This window comes from Methylomonas defluvii (genome assembly GCF_033949435.1).
Classification (GTDB): Bacteria; Pseudomonadota; Gammaproteobacteria; order Methylococcales; family Methylomonadaceae; genus Methylomonas; species Methylomonas defluvii.
The window spans coordinates 1-19,906 of record NZ_JAXARY010000030.1 but is presented as its reverse complement, the minus strand read 5'-3'; the positions used below and the strand labels follow the sequence as shown (position 1 = coordinate 19,906).

The window sequence follows — 19,906 nt, the reverse complement described above, 5'->3', positions numbered from 1 at the left end:
CTGCCTAACCCGCACGCCGGTGGCGGCGAAGATCGCATTGCACACCACCGGCGTCATTTTCTCGGTTTATATTTAGGTTAAACAGCTTCGCTCATATCGGACATTCGTAGCCATCAGCGTCGGGACCGCCATACCACTTTGCGCGCAGACGAACCGCTCGATTTCCAAACTTCTTACGGGCAATTCATCGTGACCACACGCGGACTATTTTGCCGTTAACCTAACGTCGCCCCACCATCAATCACTAAATCCTGAAGGGTGATATGTCCGGCCCGATCCGACAACAGAAATGCCACAGCGTGAGCTATATCGTCCGGTTGGGCCAGTTTGCCGAGCGGAATGCCCAGCCGATGTTGCGCCAAGGAGCCCTCAATGACTTGCGCGGCGCTACCGGCACCAGCGCGCCAGAAGCGGCGCTGCATGTCGGTTTCGGTCGAGCCCGGCGACACCAGATTGCAACGAATGCCGTATTCCGCCAGTTCCAAGCCCAAACAACGGGTGAATTGGGCGGCGGCTGCCTTGGATGCAGCGTAGGCCGCCATACCGGTCCGCGGCGTCGATGCAGCATTGGAACCAACCGTCACGATAGCCCCGCGCCGCCGCTCGCGCATCCGACGAGCTACCGCGCGGCTTAGCGCAAATACACCATGACAGTTTACGGCAAAGCTTTCCAGCCAGTCCTCGTCACTGGCATCCACTCCATGACCGGGAAGCAGCACGCCGGCGACATTCACCAGATAGTCGATTTCACCGATTTCCGCTTCCACGCCGGCGATCGCGGCCTCGATGCCGGCGCGGTCGCGTAAATCCAGCGCCAGCGGATATAGCCCCGGCATCGACTCGTAAACCTTACACAAGGCGTCGGCGTCGATGTCGGCCGCAACCACGGTCAAGCCCTCGCCGGCCAACACAGCGGCTACCGCCTGGCCGATGCCGCGCGCGGCACCGCTTACCAATGCAATACCGGGGCGCGGACCGAATCCGGCGCTAGGTGACGACTGTCTTGCCGATTTCATGATTCGGCCGAGGCAACCGGCGTAAGACGATCCGCCTTGGTTGTCGATGCCCCCTGCGACGCGCCGAAACGGTGTAAGCCGGCCAGCAAGCACAAGCTCACGCAGGTGACACCTGCCGCCAGCCAGCCGACGCGATCAAAATGCTGCAATACGGCGCCATCCCCGCCGGTCATCCAGCCCGCGCACCCGGCTGCTAAACCGGATGCGGCCTCGGTGCTCGCGGTATTCACCGCCATGTAGCGTCCCCGCAACGGTGGCGGCACTCTGCCAATCAGCCAAACCGAGGCCGGAATAGACCGAGTGGAGGTTAAAGCCATAAACAACACAAACACCGCCGTCGTTTGCCATAATGGCCCCGGTTGTAACTGAGTCAACCACAGATGCGGAATGATGCTGGCGACCATCAATACAGCCAGAATCCCGGCGGAACCAAAACGATCCACCGCACGGCCAATAGCTCGCGCCACTACGAAAGTCGCCAATCCGGCGCAAAGATAAATCCAGGACAAATCACGTAAATCAACACCCAATGTGCCGTTCAAGTGCGCGCCCAGATAAGGCACGATCAGAAAACCGGCAAAAACGATGCAAAAGCTCAACACCCAACCCAAGGCCAGTGCCGGCGAACGCAAACTCCCGCGCCCGGCGCCGACGCTAACGGGTGCTCGGGGTAAGGCCCGGTACAATCTTAGCCACCACAAGGCAGACAGTGCCGCAACCGCTAAAAAAGGAATTCGCCAGCCGCCCAACGCCGCCAATCCCAGGCCGGAGGGCACACCGATCACGGCACACACGCCGAAGGCCGACATAATGGTACCGATGGCCTGGCCACGGCGCTCGGGCTCGATGCTGTCGGCTATCATCGCCATCATGGTTGCGTTCATCAACCCGGCGCAAGCACCCGCCAACGCCCGCGCGACCAGTAATTCGCCGAATTGCCCCGCAAAACCACAAGCCAGCGTGGCGACCACAAATCCGGCGTACAAGGCCAACAAGGTGCGCTTGCGGTCGCCGCGATCAATCCATCGACCACCGAGCAGACTGGTCAGCGCCGAGGCCAGCGTATAGACACCAACCAGGGATCCGAAGCGCGCCGGACCCATGTCGAAGTCGCGCATCAGCGCCGCGCCCAGCGGCATCAGCACCATATAATCAAGTAAAAGGGTGAATTGAAGTACCGCAAACAACAGCACTAAACGACGCTCCGCCACGCTAGCCGACACTTCGGCGAACGGACCGACCGAAGCCATGCTCACTGGCAAAGGCTGCGCTTGCGGCAACGGCAAATCGGCTTGTCTTACCGGCACGACGACAGGTGTACCGTCGGGTGCGGTCAGGATATGGCTATCGATGCCGTAAAGCTGCCGCAATAAAACCGGATTCAATACATCCACCGGGGAACCGCGGGCCGCTAGTCGGCCGTTATCCAAGGCCACCAACCAATCCGCATGGCGCGCGGCAATTAGGTCGTGCATTACCACCACCACGGTGCGACCGGCATCCGCCAACGCCCGCAACAAGGCGATCAATTCCAGCTGGTGCCCGGGATCAAGCATACTGCCGGGTTCATCCAGCAGCAGGACCGGCGTGGACTGCGTCAGCATCATCGCTATCCACGCGCGTTGCCGCTGCCCGCCGGAAAGCTTGTCCAACGGCTGTCCAGCCAATTCCGTCAGATCGGTAAGACGCAAGGCTTCGCAACGGGCGGCCTCGTCTTCCGCAGACCAGCTCGCCATCCAATGCCGATGCGGGTGGCGTGCCAACGCTAGCAAATCGTTTACCCTCAGTCCGACCGGCGCTTGCGGAAACTGCGGTAAAAAACCCACGCTACGTGCCAAGTCGGCGGTCGAGAATAGTCGCAAATCGTCTTCGCCCAGCTGGATACATCCTGAATCGGCTTGATGCAGACGAGCCAGGCAACGCAGCAAGGTGCTCTTGCCGCAGCCGTTGGCGCCGACAATGGCGGTCACCCGTCCGGCCGGAATTTGCAGGCTGAGGTCGCGCAATACGGGTTCCGCACCATAGCCGGCGATTACTTGGTCAACCCGAAACTCCAACATTACCCGGCTCCATAAGCTTTCGGCCGCATCAACAACCACAATAAAAAAGGACCACCCAAAAAACCGGATACGACGCCGACGGGCACTTCGACCGGCGCGGCCGCTATGCGCCCAAGCAAGTCTGCGGCTGTGACCAGTACCGCGCCGATACTGGCGGAACACCATACCGGTATGCCGCCGTCCGGCGACAACCGCTGTGCCAGCATCGGCGCGGCGAGCGCGACGAAACCAATAGGCCCGCCGACGCCCACCGCGACGCCCGCCAGCGCAGCGGCCAGCATCAGCACGGTAAAGCGCAGCTGACCTAAATTGACCCCCAAACCGCGAATACTGTCGTCGTGCAGACATAACAGCACCAAAGCGCGGGAGATGACCCAACAGGCAGTCAGCAAGATGCCGAGCAGCGCCGAAGCCACCTTGACCACAGGCCAGGCGCGCCCGGCTAAACTTCCGACACTAAACGCATACAGACCGGTGGCATGGAAGATGGACAATGTCGCCAAGGCAATGTCAAAGCCGGCGCGCAGTAAACTGGCAATGCCCAGCCCGACCACGAGGACCCGGTAACCGCGCGTACCCACGCCGCCGGCGGCCAGCAAGGTGAATACAGCGGTGATCAGCGCACCCGCCACCGCACACCACCACGGGGCCAACAAACCGGACGGGTTTAGCATCAAACTCAGGGCCAACGCCAGTAACGCACCATCGTTGATTCCCAAAACATCGGGACTGGCCAAGCGATTGCGCGTCAAGTTTTGCAATAGGGCGCCGGCGGCGCCGAGCCCGATGCCAACCACGAGTGCCGCACATAAGCGCGGCAAGCGAAATTGCGTGACCAGCGTGAACAGCCAGTCGGACCCTGGGCCAAACAAGCCGGCATACACTTGCGATGCCGACAAGCGTGGCGTGCCGGCAACCAGCGCGGCATACGCCAGCACCAGCAATAGCGGTATGGGCGCTAGGCGGCGAGCAGCCTTGGTCATCGCTCACTTCCGGCCGGCATTAAGCCCAGTGTGGCGTCGCGATTTACCATCCAGATCAGCAAGGGCGCGCCGATGCCGGCCAATACGGCGCTAACTGGCGCTTCGAACGGGGCAAGCAACAAGCGCGAGCTTAAATCAGCCGACAGCATCAGCGCGGACCCCAGCAAAATAGAATAGGGAAGTTGGGAGGCGATCGTCACTCCAGCCAGCGTTCTGGCGCAATACGGGGCGATTAATCCCAAAAACGGAATAGGGCCAGCAAGTGCTACGCTTGTGCCGGTCAACAGTGCCACGACCACCACCGCCCCCACCCTAGCCGGAGCGGGTCTCTGACCCAGCGCGCGCGCCAGATCATCGCCCAAGGTCAGCGCCGATAACGGGCGCACCAGCGCCATGGCCGCCGTCAAACCGACGCTTATCAGCACTAGGCCGGGCCAAAGTAAGCCGGCATGCGGATGGGCTAAGGAACCCAGCAACCAAAACCGATAACGATCCAGATTGGCGGTGCTGACCAAGGCCAGCCACGCCGTCAGACTATGGCAGGTGGCGGTGAGCGCCAATCCGGCCAACACCAGCCGTAAAGGCGATGACTGGCCGCCGCCGGCACGCGCCAACAGCAAGATCAAAAGACTGCCCAAGCTTGCCCCACCCAATGCCCAGCCGATCTGCGCACCAGGACTTTGCCCAGCAAACCAAGCGATACCGAGTGCCACTCCAAGTGCGGCGCCACTGTTGACACCCAACAATCCGGTTTCAGCGAGTGGATTGCGCGTAACGGTCTGCAACAAAACCCCGGCTGCGCCCAATGCCGCACCCAGGGCCAAGGCCTTGAGTAGGCGGGGCAGCCGCAATTCGCCCAGTACCAGATCGACATGGGCGTCGCCGGACGCCCGTAGCAGCCAATGCAGACTGTCTTGCCAGCCGACACCACCTGCCCCAAAGCTTAACGATGCGAAGGCCAACAACAGCACGGAAAGTGGCAACAGAACACCTAAAAGGGCGGCTTTAGGCGCCTTCACGATCCGCTCTCCATCGCGTCAAATGCCGATACCACATCTTCAAGGAGCGTTTTGGCAGCCAGCGGACCACCGATGACCGTCCATAAAGCCGCATCCACTTCGCGCACTCGATGCAGCCGCGCTGCCCGCAATTCCGCAAAAGCCGGTTCGTCTCGCAAGGCAGCGACGCCGCGCGGATCCGGTGCAAAATTACCGATGAACAACCAATCGCCGTCGATGTCGGCCAATACTTCCCTGCTTAACGGCGCTCCATGTCCGGCACCGGGTTGACGTTGGGCAGGAGGCCGAGTCAAACCCAAATCTGTCAGAACCCGCCCGGCAAACGCATCGCCCAGCATATACATGGGGCCGTTAGGCGTAAGTCTAACAATGCTCACCGATTCACCCCAGTGCGCTTTCAGCTGCTCTCGCAGGCGGGCAGTCAGCGTACGATACTCTTCGAGTACTTGCGAGCCGGCCTGCTGCCGACCCACCGCATCCGCAATACGCCTCACGCTGTCTTGCCAGTGTTCACCAGGATAAAAGCTGACTACGGTCGGCGCAATCGCGCGTAATTGCTCCAGGAATGCGGGATCGCTCTGACCGCCGGCCAAGATTAAATCCGGGCGTAGCGCGACGATGCGGTCCAAAGACGGCTGGGCGAAATCACCTACGCTGTCTATCCCATTCACCCGTTCGCCCAAATAGCGCGGCGGGTGCTGGCTGCCGCGACCGTTGCTGGCACCGACGGGCCGCAGACCAAGCGCCAGCGCGGCGTCCAAATCCAACTCGCTCAATGCCACCACACGTTGCGCCGCTTGTGGCACGCTTACCGGTCGGCCGATGGCATCGATTAACTCACGAGCCCCCTGTTCCGGCGTAGCCGGCGGCGGGCCATCGCATGCTGCTAATAGTAATATCAGCACAATCCTTACCCTAAACATACGTCTTTTCATGTATTCCCATCCATGCAGCGGTGCCGCTCGTCGTGGTAATCCTCTTCACTCCACCCCCGACACCAATAGGGCACTGTATAAAGAGACGCGGGGGATAAACCTCGTTCGCGCAGCAGGTATTGGCGAATGGCGAGCACAGATGCACTCTCGCCGGCTATCGTCGCGAATACCCTTGCCTCCGCCAGCCAACGGATTTGGCGGACGGCGCCCGTCAACTGGCTCGAAGCGCGCGCATGCAGCCAGTGCAACTGCACGCCCGGCGGATGCTGCAACACCAGTTGATCCGCCGCGTCAGGCACTTCGATCAAGGCCGCTCCGATTGCCGTGGCCGGTAGGGTTTCCAGCACCGCCGCGATAGCCGGCAGGGCGGTTAAATCGCCGGCCAACAAATGAAAATCGGCCGCGGCACTCGACAACGGGGGACCGCCCACGCCGGCAAGACCAATAATGTCGCCGATTGCGGCACGGATGGCCCAGCGCGAACCGGGACCCTCGTCGCCGTGCAGCACGAAATCGACATCGAGCAAATTCTCGGCAAAATCGACGCGGCGCAGGCTATAGGCACGCGCTACGGACCGGAAGCCGTCCGGCCACTGCGCGTCGCCGGTCGAGTTCGCGCCTGAAACAGGTAGCAGCAATTTGAGATGCGCGCCTGGCCCAGCATGAACGATGTCTTGCAAGGCCTCGCCATGAAAACGGATTCGGCGTAAACGCGGGCCTAATCTGAGTGTTTCCCGTACAGTTAAGCGCTGAGGAACGCGGGTAAATCGGCTACGATGCGTACTAAGGGTCGTCATGCAAAAAATCGAGTGGTTAAGCTGACGTGGGATTATACGGTCGGCCACGGGCTAACTGGGACGCGGGGCCGTGGATTGAACGGCTGGCAAAACAGCATGCATTTTTTGCAAAGATAGCTTAACAACGAGCGCGCAAGCTGCCGGGGGGAGTGCCAAATTGGCGCCGGAAAGCCGTTGCGAAATTGCCGGCGTTGGTGTAACCGGCCAAATGCGCCGCTTCGCTGACGCTGACACCGTCGCATTCCAATGCGTGGCGCGCATTTTCCAGCAGCCGGCGACGCTGATACGCGAACACACTACTACCGGTGTATTGGCGAAAGTAGCGCTGCAGGGTACTGGGACTCATGCCGATGCGCTCGGCCAAGGCCTGCATCGACCAGCCGTCGCCTTCTCCGCTATCGAGAAAGGCGCAAAATTCGGCCAATCGCCGCCGTTCGCGCGGCCTAAGCACGCACTCCGGCTCCCGGTGGCCGTCCGTCAGCGCCGCCAAAGACTCGGCGGCGATATCCAAGCAGCGACTTTCCAAGCATAGGCTCATCAGCGGTGTGCCGGAGGCGCACAATTCGAACACGCTAGCCGCCAAAGTCCGCAAGCGCGCAGACAATCGCCACTGTTGTGCCGCCAGATGGGTACCGCGCAAGTGGTTCAGCCCCGGGTGTGCGGATAGTACGTGTTCGTGCTCGGCCAGCCAACGGGTACCGAATGCCAAACTCACCACCTTCCGCCGGGCGCCGCGCCGCAACTGACGGGAAAAGCACTCGCGCCGACTTAAAGCGACGACCAGTCCGCGACGATCGCCGCCTGCGCCTAGCAGAAAACGTTGATCGCCGTAGCTTACATCCGCTTCGCCAGCTAGCGGCAACACGATCAACAACCCCGGCTGCAACATTCCCGTCACTTCCATATCGAGTTCGTCTCGCACATCTGAGGCGTAAAGCGACAAATCCGGCTGCAGCTGAAACTCCCGCAGCCGACCACTTACTATGGGGGAGCCGCTGGGAGCCAAGGATACAGCCGCACCTCCAGGGGTGCTTAGACCCGGTCGCGACAGGGCCGAGCAATCGATCTTGGATGAGGTGATAGTTGATAGCCGATTCATAGGATTCTGCCCGAGTGATTCATGAATGATGTTCCAAGCCTTCATCTGCGCGGCCCGCAAAGGAATCCGGTTCCCCCGCAAACGCACGTATTTGCTTTGAGTCGGATAATAGCAGCCACTAATGTTAATGTAAATCATTCTTATTTGAAGACCAATCATGAAAACCAGCTCCCCTGTCGGTTCGAAACTTACCCTCCCCTTAACTTTCTTTTTACTCGCGGCAACCGAATACTCGGTGGCTGGCTCAAATGAAGCGGACACGGATAAAACTGTCGTCATGGACACGATTAACGTGACCGGTAAAGCGGTCAAAACTGATAAAGACACCGAAACGGTGGAAGACACACCCTCGACGTCGATCAAGGATGTATTCGAAAAAAATATCTCGGTCGGCGTCGGCGGCCCTACCGCGACTTCTCAAAAGGTGTTTGTCAACGGCATCGAGGAAACCAATCTCAACGTACAGATCGACGGTGCCCGGCAGGTCAACAATATATGGCATCACAACGCCAACCTGCTGATCGACCCCGGCGTGCTAAAAGCGGTCAGCGTGGATGCCGGCGTAGCAGCGGCGGACGCCGGCCCCGGCGCGCTAGGTGGCTCTTTGCGCTACGAAACCAAAGACGTCGATGACATGTTGCAGCCCGGACGGGATTACGGTGCGTTTTTAAGCGGCGGCTTCGCCAGCAACCTAGACACCTTTACCAAATCCGGCGCTGCCTACGGGCGTTATCGCGATGTCGAAGCCATGGGCTATGCCTCGCACGCCGAAGGCGGCAACTACGATGCCGGCAATGGTGATCCAGTCCAGGGCACCGGCACCAATCTGTTGAGCGCTTTGGGAAAACTAGCCTACACCGCGGAGGGTGGACACCGTTTCGAGGCCTCGGCTCAGCATCTTTCGGACGACGAAATTCGACCGTTCCGCGCCAATTTCGCCGCAGTGCGTGGTCAGACCTTATTGTCGGAAAATATCTTCAACCGCAATACCGCCAACTTCAAGTACAGCACCCGGCAGCCGAGCAAGTTTTACGATCCGGAGGTACGTTTTTACTATAACGATACCTCGCTTTCCCGACCGAATCGGAACGGCGGATTTCGTCCCGGCTATTTCGATTCCACCATCGAAAGCGTCGGGGCGACGGCGTTGAACCGCGTCAAAACGCCGTTGGGCGAACTCAGCGCCGGCATGGATTTTTATCAGGATCGGGCGCTAACCGATAACTTTCGCGATGCTTCGATGACCGAAACAGCCCGAAATTTAGGCGGATTCGCGCAATTACGCGGTGAGCCAGCCGACTTGCTTAAATTTTCCGGCGGCGTCCGTCTTGATTCTCAAGAATTCGAATCGGTAGACCGGAAACTGTTCGACAATACCGGTGCCAGCCCCAACGTGTCTATCGGCATCACACCCTTGCCGGACTTGACGCTGAACGGCAGTTATTCCTATGTCTTCGGCGGCATCCAACTGGCCGAAGCAGCACTCTTCCACACCATGCCGTATTCGGCTTATTCCGCCGATCTTGCGGCGCAACGCTCCACCAACGCCAAGGCCGGGCTCAGTTACCGCTTGGCAAGCGTCAAGTTTGAGGGCGAAGTGTTTTCGACCCGAATCCAAAATACGCCGGCGTATCAAGAGGGCGACGACAGTTTCGTCCGGGTTAACGGCCCGGCAGTCAAAACCGAAGGCTTGAATCTAGGCGTGGGCTATCAACGCGCAAATGCCGATTTCGGCGCGCATTACACCAATACCGAAGTCAGCTACGATCATTCTCAACTCGGCACACTGGCGTTCTACTTAGGCTCGCCCGTCGGCGAAATCATCAAGCTGCACGCCGCCTATGCGTGGCCGGAACTAGGGATAAAAACCGGGGTAAGTTCGGAAATCGCCCTGAAGTACCGCTTCGCACAGGATTCGGGTAATCGCGATCTCAACGGCTATCACACCTACAACGTATTTGCCCAATGGCAGCCGAATTTTTACCGCGGCCTGACGCTGCGCGCCGAAGTCAACAATCTCACCGATGAAGACTATACCGATCGCTACACCGCCGGTACCGCAGTCGGATTCATTACGCCGCTGCAAAATCCCGGCCGTAGCGTACTAGTTTCAACCAGACTGGAGTTCTGAACCCCTATGTATACCGACACGAGTCAGTTATTTTCCGTAAACACCGCCACCACCGAACGGATGGGCAACGAGCAGCCCACGGCAATTGAGCTGCTGCATCGCTATGGCGCCGGCTCCAGTTTTTTCTTGGACTCTCCCGAGCGTACCCTACTTGGTAGCGGCATCCGAGCTCGTCTAAGCCGCCGTCCCGGAGAGCCAACAGCCGACGCTCTGCAACGTTTGCTCACCGATGTTGGGCAAAAAGACGATACGCCGGCTATTGCGGTGGGCGCACTGCCGTTTGCTCCCGAAGCCGATCCGATATTGTTTATTCCCCAGCAAATGGCAACGGCGGACCGCCTCACGCGCCACGCAATAGCCAGGACGAAACCGACCATACGCAATTCTGTAACTCAAGAGCGGCCAACACCGGCGGTCTATGCCCAACAGGTGCAACAAGCGTTGGACTTGATACGGCAATCGGCCTTAAAAAAAGTCGTGCTGTCCCGAATGCTGGAAGTGGTGGGCGAGAGCGATGTCGATCAGGCCGGCGTGTTACGCAATCTGGCGGCGCGCAATGCAGCCGGTTACACCTTTGCCGTCGATTTGCCCACTGTATCGGGAGGTGTCCGCCGCTTGATAGGTGCCAGTCCTGAACTATTGTTGCGGCGCAAAGGCACACAGGTATTGGCCAATCCAATTGCCGGTACCGAACCGCGCAGCATCGACCCTGGCGAGGATCTGGCGCGATCCCGCCGCTTGTTGCACTCTGCCAAGGACCGCCACGAACACGCGCTAGTGGTGGCTGCCGTAGCGGACACCTTGCGGCCCTATTGCCGCACCCTAGAGGTGCCGCCGGTTCCGGAGTTGATTGCGACGCCCCGCGTCTGGCATCTTTCCACTCGGATCTGCGGAGAATTAAGCCACTATGCCCCCAGCTCCTTTGACTTGGCCCTAGCCTTGCACCCGACACCGGCCGTATGCGGCGAACCACGCGATCTGGCTCGCCAAGCCATTGAGCAATTGGAAGACTTTGATCGCGGCCTGTTCACCGGCCTGGTGGGCTGGTGCGACGCCAACGGCGACGGTGAATGGGCAGTGACGATACGTTGCGCGGAAATCGAAGCCAATCGCGCCAAGCTATTCGCCGGCGCCGGCATCGTCGCGGATTCCGAACCTTGGCGGGAAGTGGCCGAAACCTCGGCCAAATTTCGCACCTTGCTGGACGCACTGCAGGGGGATGGCGTATGACGGCATCCGATTTCACGCCGTGGCCGGACGAGTTGGTCAGGTCCTATCGCGAACAGGGTTGGTGGCAAAACCAAACCTTGGGCGCTTTGTTACGCGAATCGGCGCAGCGCTACGGTGAACGTATCGCATTGGTCTGCGGCGCGCGGCGCTGGTCGTACCGCGAGCTCGACGAACGGGCCGATCAGTTGGCGACCGGGTTTGCGCAATTGGGTTTGCGCACCGGCGAACGTGTAGTGGTGCAATTACCCAACATCGCCGAGTTTTTTGCGGTGTGTTTTGGCTGTTTTCGCCTCGGTCTGATCCCGGTGCTGGCGCTGCCTGGGCATCGTCGCGCCGAAATCGCCGCGTTCTGCCAGCTGGCCGAAGCCGCCGCCTACGTGATACCGGATCGCCACGACGGATACGATTACCGCTTGCTAGCGCGGGAAACACTGGCATTGGCACCGTGTTTGCGCCACGTGATCGTGGCTGGCGCGGCGGAGGAATTCGTACCTTTGCAAAGCCTTTATGTGAAGCCGTTGGCGCTGCCGGACCAGGACCCAGCAGCGGTAGCGCTGTTACAACTTTCCGGCGGCAGTACCGGAACACCCAAGCTGATTCCGCGCACGCACGACGATTATCTTTACAGTGTCAGGACCAGTGTGGATATTTGCGGTTTCGACGCCGCTACCGTGTATCTGGCGGCCTTGCCTGTCGCACACAACTTTCCGTTAAGTTCGCCCGGCACGCTGGGCACCTTATATTCCGGTGGCCGCATCGTGTTGTTGACTCGACCCGAGCCGGACGCAGCTTTTACGCTGATCGCCGCCGAAGCGGTCAGCCATTTAGCATTGGTGCCGTCGCTGCTTTTGGCGTGGCTGGAGCGCGCTACAAGTCTGCGTCCGCCGCTTGGCAGTCTGCGCCTGGTCCAGGTGGGCGGCGCCAGTCTGGCAGCGGAAGTCGCCGCCCGCATTAAACCGGTGTTCGGTTGCGCACTGCAGCAGGTATTTGGCATGGCCGAGGGTTTGGTCACTTACACTCGGCTGGACGACGATCCCGATGTGGTTCTGGAAACCCAGGGCCGGCCTATGTCGCCCGGCGACGAGATCCGCATAGTCGACGACGAGGACCGAGTGCTGGCCGACGGCGAGACCGGCCATCTGCTGACCCGCGGTCCCTATACCATTCGAGGCTATTGGCGCGCCGACGAGCATAACCGCAAGGCATTTACCGTGGACGGTTTTTATCGTACCGGCGATTTGGTCAGGCGCCGCGCCGATGGCAGTTTACAGGTGATGGGCCGGAGCAAAGATCAAATCAACCGCGCGGGCGAAAAGATTGCCGCCGCAGAAGTGGAGCAGCATTTGCTCAGCCATCCGCGCGTACGCAACGCGGCGCTGGTGGCTATACCGGACGAACGTCTGGGCGAACGCAGTTGCGCCTTCGTCGAATTGGCCGAGCCGGATTCGGACGAAGCGCCGGCGCGAATCGCGCTAGGGCTGAAATTGTACTTACGCGATCATTGCGGACTGGCCGCACATAAAATTCCCGACCGAATCGAATTCATCGACCGCTTACCGCTTACCGCGCCAGGCAAAATTGCGAAACCGCAGCTGCGGGCGCTGGCGCTTAACCTGACACGAACACCGACATGAGCATACCCCGCATCCCGCCATACGACCTTCCAAAACAACTGCCCAGCGGAAAAGCGAACTGGCGCTTGGACCCGCGCCGTGCCGTATTACTCGTGCACGACATGCAACAGTATTTCCTGGATTTTTTCGAACCATCCCAGCCGCCGATCCCGGCGCTGCTGCGCAACTGCACCGACCTGATCGCCGCCTGCCGCACTGCCGGCATGCCGGTTATGTACACCGCGCAACGCGGCGGGCAGACGCCGACCGAGCGCGGGCTACTCAACGATTTTTGGGGGCCTGGCTTAGCGAACGATCCGGCGCTGGAACGTATTGTCGATGCTGTCGCACCCAACCCGGAAGACACAGTGTTCCCGAAAGCGCGCTACAGCGCTTTCAAGCGCAGCGACCTGGAGACGCACCTGCGCGCGCTGGGGCGCGATCAGCTAGTGATTTGCGGCGTCTATGCGCATATTGGCTGTCTGATGACGGCGGCGGAAGCCTTCATGCTGGATATCCAAGCCTTTTTGGTTGGCGATGCGCTGGCCGATTTTTCGCGCGAGGAGCACGAACAAGCCTTGCACTATGCCGCCGGGCGTTGCGCATGCGTTCTCAGCAGCCGCGATGCAATGGCCGCTTTGGAATCGCTTAGTCCCAGCCTGGACGCATTACGTCGCGAAATTGCGGAAGCGATGGCAATCAACCCGGCTCTATTGGGCGATGACGACGATCTATTGCTGATGGGCTTGGATTCGCTGGCGCTGATGACATTGATGCAGCGTTGGCGCCAACGCGGATTCGCTGCCGAGTTCGCAGAGTTGGCGCCCTTGCCGACACTGCGAGCCTGGCACGCTTTGTGGCAGGACTACGCCACCGTGAAGGCAGAAAGACCATGATACGCGATCAACCCGGCCTGCCCTTAACCCAAGCACAGATAGGCGTCCTGCTTGGCCAACAACTCGCCGGCGAAGCCAGCGTCTTTTATGCCGCCGAATACACCGAACTAGACGGCCCACTCGATTACGAATTGTTTACACAAGCCCTAAAGGCTACGTTGCGCGAAGCTGACGCGCTGCAGGTCCGCATCGTCGAGATGGAAGGGGCCTATCGGCAGCAGCGCGTCGAGCATAGCCCGCCGACTTTGGCGGTAGCGCCCGCCGAACAGCTTAGCCAGACGGCATTCATGGCCGAACTGTTCGGGCAACTACAACAAGCCTTCAATCCCGCCGCCGGCTATCTTTATGAGCATAAGCTCTATCGCCGGGAGGCTGAGCGCCACGTTTGGCTACATCGCGCGCACCACCTGCTGCTGGACGGCTACGGCTTCCAGCTAATTGCACGGCGAGTTGCCGTTTACTACGAAGCGCTGCTATCCGGCAAACCGTTGGCAGCGGGAGCTTTTGGCACCCTGGACGCCGTTTTGGAAGCCGATCAGGCCTATCAGAATTCGTTTGATCGTGAGGACGACCGCCGATATTGGCTCGCCGAACTAGCCGGGTTGCAACCCAAGTCCCTGTCACCCCATCCCACGCCCGGAATCGGCCGCGGCCGCCGATTCAGCGGGGCCTTGCCGGATGCGGTGTGCCTGCGCCTTAATCGCCGTGCGCTGGAGCTGGAATTGAGTTGGCCGGAGTTATTGATTGCCGGTTTTGCCGGCTATTTGGCCCGATACGGTTACGGTCACGACACGGTACTGGGCCTGACTACGATGCTGCGCGCGTCGGGGGCGGTTGCCCGCACTCCGTGCAGCGCCATGAACGTCATGCCCTTGCCACTCCGGCAGGTCGAAGAACTGGATCTAGCCAATGCGGCTCGCCGCCTGCGCCGGGATTTAGCCCGACATAGACCACATCAACGTTACCGTTTCGAGCATTTGGAATTCGATCTGGAAGATGCCGGTTATCCGCGCGGCCTACTGGGCACCGAAATCAATGTCATGCCATTCGAGCCACCGTCTCGTTTCGGACCCTGCCGAGCCCTCACTCATACCTTGGCGGCAGGGCCGGTGGAAGATCTGGCTGCGGTGTTCATGGCCCGAGGCGATGCTATTGTCCTTGATCTGGATGGGCGCGAGGAAAATTACGACGAGCCAACGTTGCGCAAACATTGGCTCGGCATAACCGATTATCTGGCGCAAGCGTTGGAGTCGTCTTAGTCGTCAGGCCCCGCTCGCATAACCCAAATTTAACCTTATACTCCGGCCTCACCGAATTGACTGGGCTTGGCTATGGCTGCATTCATGCTTGATAGCGACTACGTCATAGCCTAATTGCAAGCCGCTACGGCCGTTAAGCTGGGCCTGAATGCCGGCCACGATGGACAAGGCAATCTCTTCCGGCGTTTGCGCGCCGATGTCCAAACCGACCGGACCGAATACCCGTTCGGCTATCAGCGCGGCATCGTCGCCCAGGCTTTGGAGTAACCGTTGTTTGCGATGCGCCGGACCCAGCAGACCGATAAATGGCACTCGGCAATGCACGATGGCTTGCAGGTAGCGTTGGTCGTATTCGACGTTGTGGGTCATCAGCATAATGGCATTGAAGCGATTTAAATCCAGCTGCGCCGCCACCTGTTCCGGAGTCAGATGCAATAATTGATCGGCTAAAGGAAAACGCTCCGGTTTGATGTGTGCGGGTCGGTGATCGACTAAGGTCACGCGCCACCCCAAGGATTTGGCGTAGTTCACCAGCGGTATGGCATCGGCACCAGCGCCGAATATCAGCAACTGCCAGGGCGGTTGCACCGGGTCGTAAAAGACTTTGATGTCCAGGCCGTCAAGCGGATGAGTTTCGATGCGCGGTTTTTGTTGCAAGGCCGTTTGCAGCGCCGCTGTGGCGAAGGGGAACGGCGCGCTGGATAATATCGGCTGTTCCCCGACGATGGCGGCCGGCAAGAACTGGCTGCGGCCGGACGGAAAATCCGCATGCGCGGAATCGAACACCGTAACCAATACCCCATGCGCTTGCGCTTCGGCGGCTTCGACCAGTTGCTTCAACGGACTGAAATCTTGCTCGGCTTCTAATAACTGCAAGAAAACCCGAACAGCGCCATTGCAACCCAGGCCCAAACCCCAAATCGCATCTTCTCCGGAAGGCATATCGTAAAACAGGGTTTTGGCGTCGCCGGTTTCGAACACCGATCCGGCCTGCTCCACCAAGTCCCTTTCAAAGCAGCCGCCGCCCAGCAAACCGACTAACTCCCCGGTCTGGGTAATCAGCATACGCGCCCCGGCCTTTTGGTACGTCGAGCCAAAGGTTTCGATAATGGTCGCCAGCACGCTGTCCTGCTGGTCGCGTTGCAATTGCCGGTAAGCTTCTAGCAGGTGGTTGATGTTATTGACCATGATTTACTCGCTTGCAGGTGTCTGGGCGATTGTACTAGCCATATCAACTCCAGCTCAAATCGGTACGCAACAGCGGCAATTGCCGGACCCGCACGCCGGTGGCGGCGAAGATCGCATTGCACACTGCCGGCGCCAACGGCGGCAGCGCCGGTTCACCCAAACCGGTGACCGGATAATCGGTTTTCAGAAAATGCACATCCACCCGGGTAGGCGCATCGGCGATACGGATCATCGGATAATCGCCAAAATTGCTTTGTACGATCCGACCTTTTTCGATATTCAATTCCTGGAACATCAATGCGCACAGTCCATCGATGACCGAGCCTTGCACCTGATTTTCCGCGCCGCTGAGATTGACGATCTGCGCGCCGATGTCGGTAGCCACCACCACTCTATCGACCTTAAGCTTGCCGTCTTTGGATACCGTGACTTCCGCGACCTGAGCGATGTAACCCAGATGGCTGAAATGAAAAGCGATGCCCTGCCCCTGACCGCGCGGGAAAGTTTTCTTGCCCCACTCTGCTTTTTCCGCGACGTGTTGCAACACATGCTTCATTCGATTCACATCGTAAGGAATGCCCTGCTGGCCGGTGCCGGGGATAAAGCCTTTATCGCCCAATATCTCCAAACGAAACGCCAGCGGGTCGCGACCGGCGGCATGCGCGAGTTCGTCGATAAAGCTATGGAACACCCAGGCCAGCACGTTGCTGCGTGGCGCCCGCCAAGGCCCCATCGGGATATTGCACTCCAGCGGGGTTTGTTCCAGCAAACAGTTTTCCACCCAGCGACCGGGAAACTCGTCACCGGACAAATTGGCGCCGCTGCCCAGTTCCAGGGTTTCCTTGCCGTCCTTGACCACTTTATGCGCAAAGGTGACGAAATGGTTATGCCAGGCAATCAGCTTGCCTTTATCGTCCAGGCCGCCTTTTAAAAAGTGAAAGCCACCGGCGCGGAATTGGTCGTGTTGCAGATCGTCTTCGCGAGTCCAGGTCAGTTTGACCGGTACGCCGACTTGCTTGGCAATCGCCGCCGATTCGATGATGTAATCTGGAATCAAACGCCGGCCAAAACCGCCGCCGCTACGGGTGATATGTAGCGTAATTTTCTCTTTCGGAATCCCCAAGGTTTCGGTGACGATCTTCTGCCCGGCTTCCGGGTTTTGCGTCGGCGCCCAAATCTCGATGCCACCGTCCTTGAACCAGGCCGTACAATTTTGCGGCTCGATGCTGGCGTGGGAGATAAACGGATAGCTGTAGGCCGCTTCCACGGTTTTGTCCGCGTCTTCCAATGCTTGCTTGGCATTGCCGTCGTTACGCAACACCTCGCTGCCGGCCTGCTCGGATAATTCCTTGGCCTTGGCGCTAAAGCCGGCCCAGCTTTGCGCGGCCGCCGGGCCTTCGTCCCAAACCACTTCCAGTTGCTTACGTGCCGTGAACGCCGCCCAGGTGGAATCGGCGACGATCGCCACGCCGGGCAACAAGCCTTTTAAGCTGGTTCCGCCCTCGACGATAAACGCATGTTTTACGCCGGGCAGCGTCTTGATTTTATCCAGATTGGCACTGACCACCTTGCCGCCGAAGGCCGGGCATTTTTGATAAGTGGCATACAGCATACCCGGCAATTGCACGTCGATACCAAACAAAGGCTTGCCGGTGACGACGCCGGGATTATCGACGCCGCCGATCCGCATACCTAGTAATTTATAGTCCTTGGGGTCTTTTAGCTTAACCGATTCAGGTGCCGGCACCGGTATCGTCACTGCCTTTTCCACCAATTGCCCATAACTAAGTTGCTTACCGCTAGGTGGGTGATGCACGGCGCTATCCTTGGCAAGCAATTCGCTGGCAGGCACCCGCAAGATTTCGGCGGCGGCGAGGATCAGCATGGTTCGGGCCGTAGCGCCGAGTTTATGGAACTCCTGGTAGTTGGTCGGCGTTGAGCGCGAACCGCCGGCGCTTTGGCTGCCGTAAATCGGGTCCAGATCGCCCTGCACGATTTGCACGTCCAACCAATTCACCTCCAGTTCCTCGGCGATCACCATCGGCAGCGAAGTCTTGATGCCTTGACCTATCTCCGGCTGCTTGCTGATCAAGGTCACCTTGCCGGTCGGTGCGATGTGGATAAAAGCATTGGGTTTAAACACGCTGCTTTCCGAAATAGTGGCCGGTTTGGCGACACGCTTGGCAGCACTATCCGCGACGTTCAGATAAAAGCCCAGCACCAAACCACCGCCGGCCAGCGTGGACTTGCGCAAAAAATCTCGGCGGCTGGCATTTTCCAATTCATATTCGTTCATATCGACTCCTTGACAGCCAGTTCAGCAGCGCGGTGTATGCCCGCGCGTATCCTTAAATAAGTCCCGCATCGGCACAGATTGCCGGCCAGTTCAGCATCGATCTCGGCGTCGGTCGGGCGGGGATTTTTTTTCAACAACGCAGCGGCGGTCATGATCTGCCCGGCCTGGCAATAACCACATTGCGGCACGTCCAGCTCCTGCCAGACTTTTTGCAAGGGGTGTTCGCCAGTCGGATGTAGACCTTCTATCGTGGTGACCCGGCTTTGGCCGACTTGGGCAATCGGCTTCAGACAAGCCCGGCTAGGCTGACCGTCGATATGCACGGTACAGGCACCACACTGGCCGATCCCGCAGCCGAATTTGGTACCGACCAGATTGAGATGATCGCGCAGCACCCACAACAAGGGCGTGTCGGGATTAACATCCACGGTGTGTTGTGTCCCGTTGACGTTGACTGTGTATTTGCTCATAAGATTTGATGATTGGATAGTTGTAATTATCTGGCGCGCATTCGTAGCAATCCATAGATAAGCAAAATTCGCACCTATATAGGATTGGCGTACAGCTTACACACAAAGGCCATGTAAACAGTTGAATCCCAAGCCATTTATTAGAAAACTCTAGTCTTTAAAAGAACACAAGTCACTTATCGCAATCAGGCTAGCTCTCTCACCAGTCAGAAAACAGCTGATATATCAACACCAAGTCAGCAACTTTTGCTGACAGACAAACACATAAACCCCCTATAAATCATCATTTTTTCTTTGCAAACAACAAGTTGAAAACTGGCATATAAATTGAGTAAGTAATTAGGCGATACAGCAGATATTGGATTATCTCGTATTGTTAAAACCGCTAAATATACAAGTTTATTCAGACTTAAAATCCTCAATAAACCATTAAGTATTATTCGGTTTTAAATAGTAAATTAACTAACCATTTCCCAGGGGGATATTATGAAAACGACTGTAGCGTTGATTGCCAGCGCCTTATTAATTGCCAGCAGCGGCGTATTTGCCGAAGAACATGCTGCCGAATCCTTAAAACATGCCGAGCATGCCGTAACCCACGGCAAAGCCGGCCATGCGGATCAATTGGTGGAGCATGCGGAAAAAGCCCTGGCTCACGTCGATAAAGCGGAAAGCGCCGCCACCGGAGAAGCCAAAGCACACATCAGCGCAGGTAAAAAATCACTGGAAGAAACCATTGCGCACGGCAAACAAAACCATGCCGAAGTAGCCACCAAACATGCTGAAGAAGCCGTAGCAGGCTGGTGAAAAACCCGTCGATATTTCCCCTTACCCACGATGTAAGTGATTTTTTCGAGTTGAAATCGGTCATGACATCGAGTTTCAAGCGTTTTGCCCCGGTTTCAAGGGCTTTT

16 protein-coding genes are annotated in these 19,906 nt (G+C 58.6%); 6 read left to right on the top strand and 10 right to left on the bottom strand.

Annotated features, from left to right (window positions below):
* Nucleotides 1-215: 215 nt before the first annotated feature.
* From QLH52_RS22235 to QLH52_RS22205, 7 genes are all read right to left on the bottom strand, one after another.
* Nucleotides 216-1,016, bottom strand: coding sequence for a 2,3-dihydro-2,3-dihydroxybenzoate dehydrogenase (locus tag QLH52_RS22235; protein ID WP_319962998.1), 801 nt, complete (start codon nt 1,014-1,016; stop codon nt 216-218).
* The gene (locus QLH52_RS22230; RefSeq protein WP_319962997.1) at nt 1,013-3,076 is read right to left on the bottom strand and encodes an MFS transporter; all 2,064 of its coding nucleotides are present in this window, start codon (nt 3,074-3,076) and stop codon (nt 1,013-1,015) included. The genes QLH52_RS22235 and QLH52_RS22230 overlap by 4 nt, the downstream gene beginning before the upstream one ends.
* On the bottom strand, nt 3,076-4,059 hold the full coding sequence (locus tag QLH52_RS22225) for a FecCD family ABC transporter permease (RefSeq protein ID WP_319962996.1): 984 nt from the start codon (nt 4,057-4,059) through the stop codon (nt 3,076-3,078). The genes QLH52_RS22230 and QLH52_RS22225 overlap by 1 nt, the downstream gene beginning before the upstream one ends.
* Nucleotides 4,056-5,078: a FecCD family ABC transporter permease gene (locus tag QLH52_RS22220; protein ID WP_319962995.1), complete on the bottom strand. Its 1,023-nt coding sequence runs from the start codon at nt 5,076-5,078 to the stop codon at nt 4,056-4,058. Before QLH52_RS22220 ends, QLH52_RS22225 begins: the two co-directional genes overlap by 4 nt.
* Nucleotides 5,075-6,013, bottom strand: a complete 939-nt coding sequence (locus QLH52_RS22215; RefSeq protein WP_319962994.1) for an ABC transporter substrate-binding protein — start codon at nt 6,011-6,013, stop codon at nt 5,075-5,077. Before QLH52_RS22215 ends, QLH52_RS22220 begins: the two co-directional genes overlap by 4 nt.
* Complete coding sequence (locus QLH52_RS22210; protein ID WP_319962993.1) at nt 6,010-6,810, bottom strand: siderophore-interacting protein; 801 nt, start codon at nt 6,808-6,810, stop codon at nt 6,010-6,012. The genes QLH52_RS22215 and QLH52_RS22210 overlap by 4 nt, the downstream gene beginning before the upstream one ends.
* Before the next feature lie 118 nt (nt 6,811-6,928).
* Nucleotides 6,929-7,909, bottom strand: a complete 981-nt coding sequence (locus tag QLH52_RS22205; protein ID WP_319962992.1) for a helix-turn-helix transcriptional regulator — start codon at nt 7,907-7,909, stop codon at nt 6,929-6,931.
* A 157-nt stretch (nt 7,910-8,066) separates the two neighbouring features.
* Here QLH52_RS22205 and QLH52_RS22200 point away from each other — a divergent pair, with 157 nt between their 5' ends.
* Genes QLH52_RS22200 through QLH52_RS22180 form a run of 5 tightly spaced genes read left to right on the top strand, consistent with a single transcriptional unit; the run spans nt 8,067 to nt 15,038 of the window.
* On the top strand, nt 8,067-10,040 hold the full coding sequence (locus QLH52_RS22200; protein WP_319962991.1) for a TonB-dependent receptor plug domain-containing protein: 1,974 nt from the start codon (nt 8,067-8,069) through the stop codon (nt 10,038-10,040).
* A 6-nt stretch (nt 10,041-10,046) separates the two neighbouring features.
* Nucleotides 10,047-11,270, top strand: a complete 1,224-nt coding sequence (locus QLH52_RS22195; RefSeq protein ID WP_319962990.1) for an isochorismate synthase — start codon at nt 10,047-10,049, stop codon at nt 11,268-11,270.
* Nucleotides 11,267-12,904 carry a (2,3-dihydroxybenzoyl)adenylate synthase gene (locus QLH52_RS22190; RefSeq protein ID WP_319962989.1) on the top strand — a complete coding sequence of 546 codons (1,638 nt, stop codon included), beginning with the start codon at nt 11,267-11,269 and terminating at the stop codon, nt 12,902-12,904. Before QLH52_RS22195 ends, QLH52_RS22190 begins: the two co-directional genes overlap by 4 nt.
* Complete coding sequence (locus QLH52_RS22185; protein WP_319962988.1) at nt 12,901-13,779, top strand: isochorismatase family protein; 879 nt, start codon at nt 12,901-12,903, stop codon at nt 13,777-13,779. Before QLH52_RS22190 ends, QLH52_RS22185 begins: the two co-directional genes overlap by 4 nt.
* Nucleotides 13,776-15,038: a condensation domain-containing protein gene (locus tag QLH52_RS22180; protein WP_319962987.1), complete on the top strand. Its 1,263-nt coding sequence runs from the start codon at nt 13,776-13,778 to the stop codon at nt 15,036-15,038. The genes QLH52_RS22185 and QLH52_RS22180 overlap by 4 nt, the downstream gene beginning before the upstream one ends.
* Before the next feature lie 48 nt (nt 15,039-15,086).
* On the opposite strand, the gene QLH52_RS22175 is transcribed toward QLH52_RS22180, so the two are convergent.
* The 3 genes from QLH52_RS22175 to QLH52_RS22165 are packed head-to-tail and all read right to left on the bottom strand — an operon-like array spanning nt 15,087 to nt 18,992.
* Nucleotides 15,087-16,226, bottom strand: a complete 1,140-nt coding sequence (locus tag QLH52_RS22175) for an XdhC family protein (protein WP_319962986.1) — start codon at nt 16,224-16,226, stop codon at nt 15,087-15,089.
* Nucleotides 16,227-16,269: 43 nt separating this feature from the next.
* Complete coding sequence (locus tag QLH52_RS22170) at nt 16,270-18,522, bottom strand: xanthine dehydrogenase family protein molybdopterin-binding subunit (protein ID WP_319962985.1); 2,253 nt, start codon at nt 18,520-18,522, stop codon at nt 16,270-16,272.
* A complete protein-coding gene (locus QLH52_RS22165) occupies nt 18,519-18,992 on the bottom strand; it encodes a (2Fe-2S)-binding protein (protein ID WP_319962984.1) in 474 nt (157 codons plus the stop codon). Before QLH52_RS22165 ends, QLH52_RS22170 begins: the two co-directional genes overlap by 4 nt.
* Nucleotides 18,993-19,478: 486 nt before the next feature.
* On the opposite strand from QLH52_RS22165, the gene smbP reads away from it, so the two are divergent.
* Nucleotides 19,479-19,799 (top strand): small metal-binding protein SmbP, encoded by a 321-nt coding sequence (gene smbP, locus QLH52_RS22160; protein WP_319962983.1) that lies wholly within the window; start codon nt 19,479-19,481, stop codon nt 19,797-19,799.
* Nucleotides 19,800-19,906 lie beyond the last annotated feature (107 nt).